We start from the raw sequence: 14222 nt of genomic DNA, 5'->3' as shown, positions 1-14222 counted from the left end.
TCCTTAAAAGTGGAAATGTAGGTTTATGGGTTTATGCATTTTCCTGATGGCCTTGACAACCAAGGATTTCACAGAAATTGTCACAGTGTGAAGCTGTAACAAAGCGCTCTCCACGTTCGAATCGCTCAACCAAATCCTTTCTTACTTCACTTCCAGGTTTCTGGAAGATGTACTCAAACTGGAGATCCTCGGCCGTTGAAAGTAGTCGTTCTATGCTGAAATCAACATGGTAAAAGCAAAACTGATTATCAACCGGGGGAAAGTTGCTTTTGGTACTGTTCTCGTTTTTGGATTTTAGTTCATTCATGAGCTCTCCTTGGTTGAGAACAGTATACAAATCTCTTTAGGGATTTTTTTTCGTTAATAGCACTTTTTTGAGTTTAAAGAGTATGTTCATACCAGAGCATTAGAGGCTACGAAAAGGATAATGGAATTAGAAAGATAGATTTTAAGTGGTGATGTAAGGTGGGATAGGTAGAAGAGGAGTAGACGCTTGTAAGCGAGGCAAAAAAAAGGCACGGAAACCGTGCCATAAGAGTATGTGAGAAAAAATCAAAATCAGGGAAAGAATCAAGCAGCTTGTGAAACTGAATCTCCAACTGCAAGATTTAAATTTCTTAGGTTATCGAAAACTTCAGATACTAAGTCATTACGGTCGTGGATTTTAATCCGCCCACCGGTTAACTCTGAAACATAAACGGTATGGCAGAGGTCAGTAACCACTTCGCCGTATTCATCAACGACTTCCAAAGATGCAATCATCGGAATATAAGAAGCCGCAGCATAGCTCTCATAAATACTTATTATGGAGTCATTGTTGCGTCGAGAAATTACCCTACCAGAAGGTAAAGCCTCATCTTCCATATAGCAATCAGATAGGTCCTCACAGAAGTCATTTTCTTTAAGTGAAATATTAAGGGTCAATTCACTGTTGATAGAGCGTGAATAAGAATATTCACTCAGTTTATAGCAAGCCAAACTTATATCACTAAAAGTTTCATAAGCTTTATAGAGGCTCGATGTTATAGACTCAGATACAAATGTTATTAGTCCAATAAAATGAGTATCCCAGAACTGTTGCAAAGCAAAACGGGCAATCATAACCTGACCATCAACCTGCATCAGTCTGTTATATTCATCCCGGTCATAACCTTTCGACTGAGAAACATCATTAGACATGCTAAGAACTTCACTACAAACATCATCATATTCAAAACGGCTAGTTGCAAAGTGTTTTCCTGAAATCTCAAGGTACTGACCAGAGACTGCGTCAAACACCTCAAGAAAGTAACAGAGTCGAGATTTTAAAGATTCTCTGTTTAAAGCTTCTATTTCATTCTCAGAGATACTATCGACATATAAATCAACAGCATTCTTGAGTTCAATAGCTTTGATATTACAGGTAAAAGAAAGCTCGTCACTTTGACAATGGCAAACACTTAATACTATATCCGCCTCATCAAAATCTATGCCAAGATAGCTCAGAACTGCTCGGACATAGTTTTTATCATCAGATGAATGTGTCATATACACTACCTCAAATTTGAGAGGAAGTGCCCCAGAAGGGAAGCGACTTCCCCACTGGGTTAGATAAAAGTTTGGTTAAGCTAAAAGAAGATGCCAGCGACAGATTTTACATTGTCATAGACAAGTGTCTTCAGCCAACCAAAGTTACTTTTTTGGACTGAAGCAAAAGGATCATTGAGACGCGTTACGAAAATCGTCAAAAGCTTCAGTTATTAGTAATGTGCGATCAGTTACTCTGTATCGGTCATTACTTTCGAGAGATACGTAAGTTGAATGCGAAGAATCACAGACAACACGCCCTCTTTTATTGATCAATCTTACTTCCATCATCACCGGCACATTGATAATTGAAGCAACATCGGTATAGAGGGATATGAGGGCATCATTGTCACAATATAACGCCCCGTTCCCATCAAATGTATCGTTAAACTTAATATATATATCTGGCATATTTGCCGGATAATCATCAGTATTGAAATCAATGCATAACTTTAAGTCATCATTAATACGGCGATTAATCTTATGCTGCCCAACACGTACAAAGCCATGTTCAACAGCTTTGATAATCCTTAAAGTTTCATTAAGACAATCTGTAATTCTTTTCTCGACAAATGAGATAAAGTCACCAAAGTCGGAATGAAAAAACTGTTTAAGTGCAAATTTCGCAACTAACACTTTCCCATCCACCTTCATTTTATCGAGATAAAGATTTCTTATAGCATCAGTAGAAGAATTAGCTTTAGATAACTCTTCACAGTCATTAATAATCATTGAAACAATATCAATAACTTTAACTGGGCTTAAAGTATTACTATATCCGCGAATATCAAACGTAAAAAATCCGAAATTCTTAAATACTCCAAGAAAATAAATTATTTTTTGTTTCAAAAGAATAGAATCGGAGTAAGATGCGTTGTGCTTTATTAGTTCAGATATGTAGAGATCCAACATACAATTTAAATTATCGATATCTACATCGTAATCAAAGGTTACTTTGTCGAACGAAGTATCAGATAATTGAACGGTTATATCGTCAGCGGGAACATTAAGGCCTAAATTTTGATAAAGAAAGGCACTAACAAATTCCACGTGGTCAGATTCTTTAAACATTTACACTACCTCATGACTAAAAAGGAAGTGCTTCCCACCGGGAAGCAAGTTCCCGGATGGGTTAGATTAATTATAAAAGAGTTCTTCAGAAGGTAAATGCATTTCTGGTTTGAACTGTTTTAAGGAGTTGTTTATAGCTTTTCGATATAACCCTGAAGAGTGTGGCTTAAACATTTGATATTCCGTAACGAGCAGAGGAGACGTAAAGCATCCTAAGTTCACTAGTGAAATATTTGATGTTTCTTCACAAACATCTAATTCAGCGTATATCCGCCTCTTCATTACCCTGCCTGCTAAATAGCGACGAACATGATTTATAAACTTGTCCGCATCTGATATAGAATTAACTATATAATCAGATGTGACTATCTGATTAGATACAGTTTCAGGTATAGCTTCGGCTATTATTTTTACGTTCATTTCATAATCAACACTATGGAAGCAAGCAAGAATTTGTGGCTTCGCGCTTTCTAAAATCTTTTCAAGAACAGAAAAAATCAGAGAGAACTCGTTTAAAATTCGCTTTTGTATAAGTCCATGTAGATGTTTTATGAAAGGAGAACCGTGTTCAACAAGGCCTAGTATAAGATCCTTAGAGGCCAAATCTGAGCGGTAATAAACGTATTCTAGATTATCCCGGTTAAATCCTTTGATAAGCAAATCAGGCTGCTCTGAGACCAGTCGTAAATGAGTTGAAGCTATAGAAACTTCAAAACGAAAGTTCGCGAGATTTACAGGGCCTGCTTTTAATGTAGCCGCTTCGGAAAAATAAATGAAAAGAGGATGCAAATCATCGTTACCACAGTAAAGATGGTCTGCGCCCTTAAGATATTTCACCAAATGAGGTAGAAAAGATATTACTGGAATATCAGCCACAAATCGAATATGCCGAAATGGTTTTGAATCCAAATATATATTTTCCACTACAGCGCCAACAAAACCCATTTTAACAAGAATAGATTCAACTAACTTTTGTATCGCATTCATTTAAATACCCTCTTAATAGAGGGATTTCTCCCAAAGGGAGAAATCCCTATGGGAGAAAATAATTTTAATTAATAATTGTAGCGAAGCGCATGTTCTTTTTCACTAAGATGGTTTTCATATTCCGACTTACCAGAACTTAAACACTCTTTGAAAAAGACCTTTGAAAAATTCTTCAAGTCACTTCGGTTGTTAATTTCTTTGTCAGACATCAACTTAGCTGAGTGTGAGGTATCCACAGGCCCCAACCACCATTCATATTTAATATAAACACAATTGGTTTTTGTATGTCCATTTAGAAATCGTTTTGCATTTCTAAGTATTTTTCTACAACCGTTAAGGTCTGAAAGTAAGATATCTGGAGCAATGAGCTCTTCCAGAATATGACCAGGTAAGCCTTTCCTAAAAAGCTCAACATCGTAACTACAATACCAGTCACGATAATTAAAAGCTTTAATAAGTCTTTCAGGTGTATCCAAAGATATCTTATTCAGGATTTTTAATGCAAAGCATACAGCATCTTTTAACAACTCGTGCACCTCAACATTGATAAATGAGAAAAACGAGCTTAATTCTTTCTCTAAGGAATTATACAACTTACCGTAAATATCCTGAGAAAAAAGATACTGCAATCTTTCTTTATTATAAGTGCAATTCGAAATTGAATAGACTTCTCCTCTTTCGATTTTGCACCCTTCCCTTAAAACTATAGGAAACCTCAAATGGTTAACAATGAAAGAATGATTCTTTCTTTGCTTCAAAGCATCTAATTGAAATTTCGTAATTTCCTCCAGATTTGCATCTTCAAAACCTGGAAAGGGAATATCACAGAAACAAGAACTATATGCTTTTGCTGATTCATACATAAACTCCAGTGAAACATCAGCATCAAAAGACATACCAGAGAACATGCCCTGCCCATTGTCTAAAAATGTAATGTTTTTAACCTGTATTTTTTTATGTTGAACAACCAAAAAGGCATTAATGATTTTTTCGATAATTTTCATGTGATCCTCTCTCAATAAAAAAGGGATCACTCCCATATGGGGTGTGATCCCCACATGGGTATAATTTAATTAAAAATCTGTAAGACCTAAATCTTTATTTCTACCACAAACTGTAGAAGATATAAGACGTTTTACTCGCTTTCGAGCACTTCGGCCTGACGTATCTTTCAAGTACATCGGTAATGACAATGATGAGATTTGATTACTTCGCTTATGATGGCAGACTATATAGCCCTGCCTCCACCCCGAACGCACAAACTCACGGATGCGGTTAATATATGCCGAAGCTTGAGATTTTGTACTTATCGATTCAGAACACTTTAAGTTCTGTTCGATAGAGTAAAGCTCAGCCGCCATTAATTTCACCTCATACAGGTCATCCCCATAACTTATAGTTTTCAACAGCTCTTCCTTTTCCCGAATGAAAAATACTTGCTGCATTCCAAGGATCAGGTCATAGGCCTCTCGAAAGAGGTCGATAAGCTTATTACGAACATAAATCATAAACTCCTCAAAGTGCTGAAGCCAGAAATAAGCCGCATTACTTATTTGTGAATTGTGAGAACAAACAAGCCCTTTAGCAAGCTCGACCTCTTCCTCCCGAAAAGTAAAGTTACTTTTCTTAAACCGACTTTGTTCAAAAATGCTTTGATGCATTTCTATCCATACAGAAACAAAACCGAGGGATTCAAATTCTTCGTTTAACAAATGTAAACTTTCGAAGATTTTCTGAATTTCGATCCCGATGTCATATGACAGTGGACATTCTTTTATAGAATAAACATAACCGGGTAGGAAGTGAGATAAATGCTCAGTTCGCAAATATAAACTGAATTTAAGTTCTGTCAGTGGTTGTTTCAAAGATAATTTAGATGATTCGCTTATATTTACTGGTTCAACACCATTTCTAATCAAAATAGCTTTTACCAGGTCCGTAGCTAACTTCATACAGCCTCCAGTCGTTATTGAGGCCTCCCTGATGCAGGTTGGCCATCAGGGAAAATATGTAAATCAATTAGCAACCAATCAGACCGTTGCCATTACATTGTCAATGTATCTGACAAGGGATGGGCGGTCGTCCTGTAAGGCAAAACGGCGAAGGTCATCAAGATTATACGCAGGAAGATAATCAGCGTAACCTCGAATACGAAGGTCCTCAACCACAACTTTTATATACTCAAATCGTCCAAGATTTCCTTTTAATGGGGGTTTTCCTGGACTAGACAGCATATCGTCTGCTTGCTCCCATGTGATTTCTTTAGCTTCACCACTATGTAGATCAAGATGGACATATATGAATGACTTATAATCTCCACGGCAACGAAGATAATATTTCGGATAGAAATATTTGTCACAACGCAACAAACACGTTCCTGAAGGACGAACTACGTACAACAGGTTTCTGTCATTTTCTAATATGCCATGTTTCAAAATCGTTATATCTATCTCATTATCATGCAGCAAATAGCATGACGATGGTTCATTGACGATGCGCGATTTTATAACAGCAGCAAATTTATTAAAAACTTCGTTAGTTTGAAAATTCATTAAAATGCTCTCCGATGTAAAACGACGAGCATCACCATAACGGTAATACTCCCGTTATGGGTTTTAATAGTTTATGGAATAACCATGTCATACAACCGACCATAGCCAGTAGTACCGCACATTTATTTAACTGAGCAAGCATCTCAGCCGTGAAAAGACCTTAAAGGCAGGTAATTATCACGAAGGAAAGCGGTTATCTTATCAATACAATTTAAAAAATAATATTGATAAGATAACCCCCCCCGCAAAATGCGGGGGAGTTATCGTTGTTACAGCTGATTAAGACATTCAGGAGCCCAGTGAATCGGGAATCCATCCTGCCCTGTTAACTGGAGAACATCGTTCCAGTCGATACCCTTTTTCCCATCAGGAATATCTTGTGCTGGTTCGAAGACTTCAATTGTCAGCTTTGATGCGGGATATCGTTTAGCCAAAAACTCAACCATGCGGCTTTGAAGTCGCTGAGCAGCTTCGATACCGGCACGAGTGCCTTGTGAGTTAGCAATATCCTTATCCGCCCAGATATAAAAGTTTATATATTTTACATCCGGCGGAGGCAGTAAAAAATCAGGAACAGTAACGTTTTCAAGGCACCATGCGGAGCTGGCTGCCCAGCATGGTGTTGAAGTCGCTTCTACAACAGAAAGCGCATTCTCGATCCCTTCAGCCACTCCCAGTGTCCAGGTCGAACTACCTGAATCATAGTGAGGGTCAAACAACTGAATTGAGCCACCTGTCATATCGGCAGGAGGCTTCATCATCAGCTTTGGATTTTCTACAGGTGCCTTATCACCGTTTTTGTCTACGTATGTTCTATGGATAGTCAGAGGCCGACCTCGGGTGTCACGATAGATTGCAATCATTCCCGGATAGATAATCGATTTCTGCTTATCTTTATCCCAATAGTAGATCCGGTTATTAAAGCCTAAATCCTTTGGTAAGTGACTCAGTAAGCGGGAGATCCCACGATTACGGAGGTACAAAGCAACAGGAGTATTAGGCTTTATTTCACCGGTATAGTGATACATCACATCAAGTTTTCGCATTCGCTTTGCCACTTCCTCTCGGTCAAGAGTTTCTGTGGCACGAACTGCTGATTTATAGCGTCGTTCATTTTCAATGTCGGCGTCAGTTAACGGAGCATGCAGATCCATCCCGAAAAAATCTGAGAGAATCTTTTTGCAAGTCTGCGTTTTACTTAATTCATAATATTTCGCCAGAACATCAATTCCGTCGCAAAACTCATTTACCGGAAAGTCATTATGGATCGCACATCCGGTATAAAGGTCTTTTTGTCGGAAACGAAACTTCGATTTCCCTGCGCCAGTAAACGGGCAAGGAACCTGGCTCGGGGCTTTTGCACAAGCGTCTTTGAAAGCAGGTATTCTTTCGAATATATACTTCCAGCCAGACACTTCAGCAATTCGAGCATGAACGAGTTTAATAAAGTGTTCAGATACTTCCTGTGGTTTACGACGAAGAGCCGGGGATGCATAAGTCATGATGATCTCTCTTATCTGGCATTGTGAGTTTCTCAATGCCTTCTGCGGTGCAGAAGACAGGGAGAAACCCACAACGCAGAATTTAAGAAAGAGGGCCCGGGGGCCCTCAACATTTATGCTTCAGTCGTGAAGCCATTATTCTCAAGACGCTGTATGTAGTTATCTACAAGTAACGCAGCCTGCTGGCTATTACCCTCCGCTATAGTGACTTCGCGGAAGATTCTTTCCTGAGGGCTATCATTGCTTATAACTTCACCAACACGTCCGAAAATACGGACTTTATGCATCGCACCGACTTTTTCATGTTCTACACGGTAAGTTTTTATCTGAGTCATATTTTGCTCCTTATTCCTTCATGGAGCAAAAAGACCCACCGGGGCCTTTTTGCCCCGATTGGGTAGAGTTTATTAAGAAAGTATTTGATGAACTAGCTTACTGACTTCAATAGACAATAAAGAAGTATCATCAACTGTTACGAAAGTGTCCGTTTCAAAACCAATTATTTCATCAGTCTTAATACCAACACCAACGATTTCTATTCCATTACATTTAGCCTTTTCCATAACTTCGACGATAGTAAATTCCGATTTATTCGGATAACCATCAGTTATAAGAAAAATTATTTTCCTATCGAATTGGCTGTCAAGTAACAGATCAACAGCTGCCATTAAAGCAGATCCCGTAGGGGTATAATAACCCTTACATCCAAGAGTGAATTTCGATAGAGATTCCTCAACGCTTTGATCAAACGTTTTGATAATCTCAAATTCACTTTCCTTGAAGGGAAAAACTATATTGGAGACATGCATTTTTGACAAACTTTCAGCGGCCATCGATAAAGCAAGATCTGACTTAATGGCATGAATATATCTTTCATCATTAGCCATTGACGCTGAAATATCACGAACTAATACGAGGCCAACATGCCCTCTATTTTTAGATTCGCTTTGAGCTCTGAAGACATCACGAACTCCCATTTGTGACAGAATTAATCGATTTCCATCGAAGGTAATTCCACGCTCATGAGTTTTGTTTCGGCCACGCATTTTAACCTGCTGTAAAACAGACAAGTCGCTACCGATTGAATGACTCAGAGACAAAGCCTCATTGTAAACATTCAAATCGATAAGGAGATCAGGGATATCCCATTCAGAAGCACCGAATTCGGCTTTCACGTCATCGGATACTTTTGATGCAATACCTTCAATCTCTTTAGCCAAAGCATCGTGATAATCTTCGCTATCCTCATCACTGCTAAGAAAGGCATCCAACAAATCTGCCAGTATCTCCCATTGAGCCGATGAAAAGTTACTTTCATCTTCAACGTTAGTCGAACTGGCTTCATCTGATTCACTCTCGGAAGGGTTAATCGCATCAGTATCGTCTTCAATAATGTTATCACCCGTGGGATTGCCACCGGTGGGTTCATTATTTCCCTCGTTATCTTCAGCAAGTTCTGAAGGCTCAGAACATCCCTCTTGAGCAAGATCAGCGTTATCGGAAGTATCTGCCTGACCTTCACTATCGTCCTCAGAATCATCCTCACGACTATCAGTCGACGTAAGCGATTTATCTTCTGATTCGGTATCGGTATCGGTCTCGGATTCATCATATGCCTCCTGCTCCTCCTGCTCTGTCTGCTGCTGTTGTTCCTTTGCCTCATCCCGCAGTCTCTCTAAAAGAGCCAGGGTCTTACGAGCAAGGGATTCACAGCCCTGAGTATTTTCACAACCAAGAGCATCATGAAAAATTTCCTCAACATCAGAAATTACTGGAGAAAGTATCTTTTGGGCATAGTCAAAAAACGGATCGAGGGTTTCTTTGTGACCTACCTGCTGAAGGACTTTTACTCGCAATGAGTTAAGCAGATACCACTCAATAAATAGGACAGGATTTTCCGGACGAGAAGATATATCAGGAGTCATCCTTCCGGCTTTAACCATCAGTGCGTAAGTGGCTGCAAGCCGCCGCTTTGCATCCGGATAATCGTTACCAACCTTCTCTTCCATCTGTACATCATCGAACAGATTTATAAGCCCGGTAAGACGTTTTGCCCTGCTATAAGCTTTACGTTTCTCAGCGAGGCTCTCAAACTCTGCATTCATTCCGTCATCGAAGCGTGTAAACCCTTCAGATGACATGAGAACACTATTAAAGGCGTCACTGTAAACCTCACTGACGGTATAGCGACCATGACCAGCTTCATGACAGGTAAAACCTTCAATCAGACTGACAAAGTCATCATCGCTATAATCGCCGTTTGGTAAAACACAAACTTTATTGACAGGATCAAAATACGGTCCTTTGGTATTGTCGTCTATTACAACTCTTACATCGCCTAAGCCGCTAATGACTTTTGCTATATTCTGTAAACGCTTAATATGGCGCGGCGATGATTTAAGATCTAATTTCATAGAATACCTCTTTATAAAAAGGGGTACTCACCCAGATGGTGAAGTACCCATCTGGGGTTTTTAATAAAGCAAACAGTTACCAGCCTTTGAGCTCGATATCAAAACCATTTTCAGCATTGTCTTCCTGTTGCGAAACTGATTTCTCAGGTTCAGCTACAGAATCAGTGTTTGAAAACGTGCTGTTTTTTATATCGTTCTCTACGACAGGTTCAACCTGAAACACATTTGTTGAATCTAAAATAGCTTCAATACCTGTGTTCTGTAGCGCGTTCGGTTCTGTTTGTGAGCTTTGATTAAATGATCTGGTAATAGATTCCAACCAGTCAGTAACCTTTTGCTCTCCTGAAATAATACGCTTTAACATTGAAGCATCACTCATGAAATAAAACCACTGCTGTAACACCGCAACGTCGCGAGGTTCAGAAATGGCACCTTTAGGTAAATTATTCATTATGTGTTTTATAGCTTCTGCAAGTACTGCCGCCTCTTTATGTATAAACATGAAGCTAATGATCTTATTTTGCATTTGCTTCAGTCGGTCAATAGTACTTGAGCGCAAATTATTATTTTTACTAATTTTTTCATAAACCCTCATTGCTTCTTCTGCCAGATCTGTTATCAATTGTTCCTGATAGTAGTCCTGGGTTTCATCACCTTCAACGCTAATAGGCGTAAAAGGAATAAAGTGAGCAATATTAAATCTAAAGGATTTTATGAAATCATCTTTAGTTAATTTCAACTGATCAATCAAAGAAGACATTCTTGGGCTTCTATTTTTTTCAGCCTCAATATGCATCTCATAATTGTCTACAACGTTTTGAATACCTGCCTGAAACTCTCGTTCAATCTCTTGGGCCCCTTCCAGAAACTCTTCCATACTGGAAACTGGTAAAATCCACATATTGCTATAGCGGATGCACAAGCGTGAGCAAAGGGTTGATATTCTGCTGGTAATCGTACTTTTGAAGCTAAGGGCTTTTATGTCAATCCAACGTACTTCGCTTTTAGATACGCTTTTTTGATCCGTAATATCATCTCCATCATAAGACAAATCGATTTTATCGGTTCGACGCGATCCTTGACAGCCACTTATTTCAATTTTTGTTATAACTGCACCTTCCAGTAAATCTGGATATGATTTTGCAAAATTCTCAGAGATTTGTTTTGCAGATACTTTGTTAAGCATTGAAGTATTTAAAGTCATGGGTTTCTCCAAAAAAAAGGGGAAACCCTCCCCAACGGGAAAGATTTCCCGATAGGGTTGATATTAAAGCTTCTCTGGTGCAATTAAAAGAATACCGGGAAACTCAGCGGCAACATCATCATTGCCCATTGCTCCCTGATACATATAACCTTTTAATTCCATTTCTTTAATTAGACCTTCCATATTTATTTTACCATCATGATAAAACAATAAAGAATAGTCGTTATTCAGTTGCATAAGTCCAGTAAAATTAGTTCCGTTTTTTGCTATAGCAATGGTAGCAGCACCATCCGTACTTAAAAACGCACTAAATTCAAGATGGGATAACTCTGAGATACAAATATCAGAGGTTTCATAACAAATCCCATCTAACTCGACTTTTTTGCTGTGAAATACTCCAGCGATTTATCCTTGTCTTCGCCAAGAGAAAGATCTATAGCTTGAAGAACAAGATCGACCACATGTAAAGGTAAAGCAGAAGCAAAAGCTATTTTGAAAGTGTCAAGAAGACTAAAGGTTTTTAACGTCATCGACGTGCCAACCCAAGCTACTAATTGACGAATATCCATCACACTGTCTTCTGTACCAGAGTCATTTACTGCAATCGCTACTCTTACGAACTTCTCAATGACCTGAAAAGGCAAAGAGCTATATCGTTTAGTAAGCACATTGGTTAAAGCAACTTTGTCGGGCTTCTCCATTTCAACTATCAAGAACCGCTTTATAAAAGCTGCATCTTGACGTTGAGAAGAAACGAACCGGCGAGCGCCTCCACTCATGTTTGTGTTTGCAGTACCAATAAATCGCGTGTAGCCATTAGCAGTTATAACCTCACCACCATTAGCACTGAGTGACCAGGGCTTACGTTCAATGGGCATGTGAAGTTTTGCTGCCGTATCAGGATCGATTTTGTCCACTTCATCCAGAAGAATGAGGTGACCATTACGAAATCCCGTTACCAAATCGCTGTGTACAAAACCTGTATTACCACCATTAAGACTGCGCTCACCTTCAAGCTCATCAACTCGAATATTGCTGTTGATCTGCTTAATTGTCAGCGGCCAATTCATCATGTGGCTAATGTACATTACCATTTCAGTCTTGCCAGAACCGGACTCACCTTTAAGACACACACTTAAATCTATATCCGGACTGATAAGCAGTTTAACCACTTGTTCAAGTATTCGGGGATTTGGTATGTAGTCTTTGTTCAGCGGAGCTCGATACGAGGTTTTAGTTTTGAAAACAGGCACAGCCATCTTTGGATCCATTTCTGGAATACCAAAAAGGTCCTTTGCTAGAACTAAAAGATACTCACCTTTATCCACATAATGTTTTAACTTTATAACATCCGGGGAAAGAAGAGCTTCTAATTTTTCATAAGCATCAGAAGATGTTTCATTTAACTTCATAGCGGCATTAGACATTTTTAACTCCGGTAAAATGCAAACACCGCCCTCTGGCAGATGTTTGCCAGTGGCATTTTATTTGAGATTCATTTGGCAAATAGTTGCCATCAGTTTCCTGATTTGAGGCACATTATAACCAAGATGATTTCCCACTATTTCAAAAGCTTCAGACATGATCCATTCAAAATGATTTTCGAATATTGGATTTATTTCTAACTTGCCAAAAGCGTTTCGTTTAGTTAACAGATCACATGAAACAAGCTCGTCAAACAACTCTAATGTGGATTTAAAAGCTTTTATGTAAACATCCATAATTTCCCTGTCAGTCCATTTAACAGCCAGTTTTTTTTCTGACATTAAATAATCCTGATCAAAGAAGATGTCCCAGCCCATATCGTCATTGCAATCATGCAAAATGATTTCATCATCATTCCTGCATTCAGCTAATTTCGTGTTTTCACTAATCGAACGATGCGAATGATAATAGAGCCATGATTTTAATTCCGCTCTAAATTCACATGCATCAAGTCCATGAGATAAACAAGTGTATTCAAATGATTTTGACATATACCACCGTGTTTCAGCTTCTAAAAGTGGATTCACTGTGATATTACCATTGTCATCTTTGAAGAATAACTTTCTCCTCAACACTAGTTCTTTAATGATTTCCAAAGACTCTTCCATAGCGGATAGAAAAACAACATACACATCCTCAGGGGTCCATTCTATTACCAGACCACCCAAATCTGGGTTATATTCTTCAACCGAATATAGATAATCTGTTTCTGCTGCAAAATTAATTGTATGCAAAATCTGATTTTTAAGTAATTTGGATTTTTCATAAAGGTGATTTTCACGCCTTTCAGAATCATAATTTATCTCAGAAATGTTACTTTCATCTGATTTAAAGTTTAATCCGGACGTGTATGCATCATTTAAATGCTCTTTGGGTGAATCAACTATTTGCGTTATTTCATCTTCATCTATATCGAATATAGAAAAAAAACTAAGTTGATTACTACTTATTGCAGTAGCCCTAAATTTTTGTTTCATGGGGACTCCAAAAGGAGAAATCCCATGAAGGGATTTCTCCCCTTTAGGGTGGGTTTAATGTCAGATCTGATTAAAGCTACTTTGTCCAAAACCTTTTAGAGGTTTAGGTATGTGAGCCAACTTACTTGTTGCTACCACTCTCATGTAGTCAAGAGGATGTTCTCTCCCTTCAATCATAATAGTATCGACAACAATATAACCGGAGACCATCAACTCATCACCCTGATTTATACCAGTGAAACAGGTTGAATACATTTCAGGCGACACCTTGATTTGAACTGAAAATTCTCTCTCAGTGATTTCACCATCAACTTCTGTCTTCATCCTATTTTTGAGCTTTATTAACAAACCTATACTCTGGTCAGTCATTTTTTTCTCCACAGCACTGATAACTATCCCGGACACTTTTACTTCATTGATATATTCAAGATATGACATTTTCCGCTCCTCGATTTGTTCAAAGA

15 protein-coding genes are annotated in these 14222 nt (G+C 38.5%); all 15 read right to left on the bottom strand.

Translation table 11 applies throughout. From position 1 onward, the window contains the following. Positions 1-31 precede the first annotated feature (31 nt). The gene (locus tag CKK19_RS22455; protein ID WP_001004200.1) at positions 32-307 is read right to left on the bottom strand and encodes a hypothetical protein; all 276 of its coding nucleotides are present in this window, start codon (positions 305-307) and stop codon (positions 32-34) included. Positions 308-570: 263 nt separating this feature from the next. After that, positions 571-1527, bottom strand: coding sequence for a hypothetical protein (locus CKK19_RS22450; RefSeq protein ID WP_000149830.1), 957 nt, complete (start codon positions 1525-1527; stop codon positions 571-573). Between the two features lie 171 nt (positions 1528-1698). After that, positions 1699-2637, bottom strand: coding sequence for a hypothetical protein (locus CKK19_RS22445; protein WP_000472041.1), 939 nt, complete (start codon positions 2635-2637; stop codon positions 1699-1701). Between the two features lie 66 nt (positions 2638-2703). Further along, positions 2704-3624, bottom strand: coding sequence for a hypothetical protein (locus CKK19_RS22440; RefSeq protein ID WP_044704555.1), 921 nt, complete (start codon positions 3622-3624; stop codon positions 2704-2706). 68 nt (positions 3625-3692) lie between these two features. Continuing rightward, entirely contained in the window at positions 3693-4628 is a 936-nt protein-coding gene (locus CKK19_RS22435) for a hypothetical protein (RefSeq protein WP_000691119.1), read from the bottom strand. 69 nt (positions 4629-4697) lie between these two features. After that, on the bottom strand, positions 4698-5576 hold the full coding sequence (locus CKK19_RS22430; RefSeq protein WP_000762003.1) for a hypothetical protein: 879 nt from the start codon (positions 5574-5576) through the stop codon (positions 4698-4700). Between the two features lie 78 nt (positions 5577-5654). Next, on the bottom strand, positions 5655-6176 hold the full coding sequence (locus CKK19_RS22425) for a hypothetical protein (protein ID WP_001011130.1): 522 nt from the start codon (positions 6174-6176) through the stop codon (positions 5655-5657). A gap of 269 nt (positions 6177-6445) precedes the next feature. Then, positions 6446-7678, bottom strand: coding sequence for a toprim domain-containing protein (locus CKK19_RS22420; protein ID WP_000220379.1), 1233 nt, complete (start codon positions 7676-7678; stop codon positions 6446-6448). A gap of 113 nt (positions 7679-7791) precedes the next feature. Continuing rightward, on the bottom strand, positions 7792-8013 hold the full coding sequence (locus CKK19_RS22415; RefSeq protein ID WP_000192120.1) for a hypothetical protein: 222 nt from the start codon (positions 8011-8013) through the stop codon (positions 7792-7794). A gap of 72 nt (positions 8014-8085) precedes the next feature. Beyond that, a complete protein-coding gene (locus CKK19_RS22410; protein ID WP_000762700.1) occupies positions 8086-10092 on the bottom strand; it encodes a VWA domain-containing protein in 2007 nt (668 codons plus the stop codon). A gap of 76 nt (positions 10093-10168) precedes the next feature. Then, positions 10169-11296 (bottom strand): DUF3150 domain-containing protein, encoded by a 1128-nt coding sequence (locus CKK19_RS22405; protein WP_000174396.1) that lies wholly within the window; start codon positions 11294-11296, stop codon positions 10169-10171. Between the two features lie 63 nt (positions 11297-11359). Then, positions 11360-11533 (bottom strand): hypothetical protein, encoded by a 174-nt coding sequence (locus CKK19_RS22400; protein WP_001176645.1) that lies wholly within the window; start codon positions 11531-11533, stop codon positions 11360-11362. A 131-nt stretch (positions 11534-11664) separates the two neighbouring features. Next, positions 11665-12723: an ATP-binding protein gene (locus CKK19_RS22395; protein WP_000063335.1), complete on the bottom strand. Its 1059-nt coding sequence runs from the start codon at positions 12721-12723 to the stop codon at positions 11665-11667. Positions 12724-12780: 57 nt separating this feature from the next. Next, positions 12781-13758: a hypothetical protein gene (locus tag CKK19_RS22390; protein WP_000810361.1), complete on the bottom strand. Its 978-nt coding sequence runs from the start codon at positions 13756-13758 to the stop codon at positions 12781-12783. A 60-nt stretch (positions 13759-13818) separates the two neighbouring features. Next, entirely contained in the window at positions 13819-14196 is a 378-nt protein-coding gene (locus CKK19_RS22385) for a hypothetical protein (protein WP_000120822.1), read from the bottom strand. Positions 14197-14222: the final 26 nt, after the last annotated feature.

The organism is Enterobacter sp. CCUG 70166 (assembly GCF_020224095.1).
In the GTDB taxonomy this organism is placed as follows: Bacteria; Pseudomonadota; Gammaproteobacteria; order Enterobacterales; family Enterobacteriaceae; genus Enterobacter; species Enterobacter intestinihominis.
Note: the sequence above shows the minus strand (reverse complement) of the source record. Positions and strands in the feature narration are given on the sequence as shown.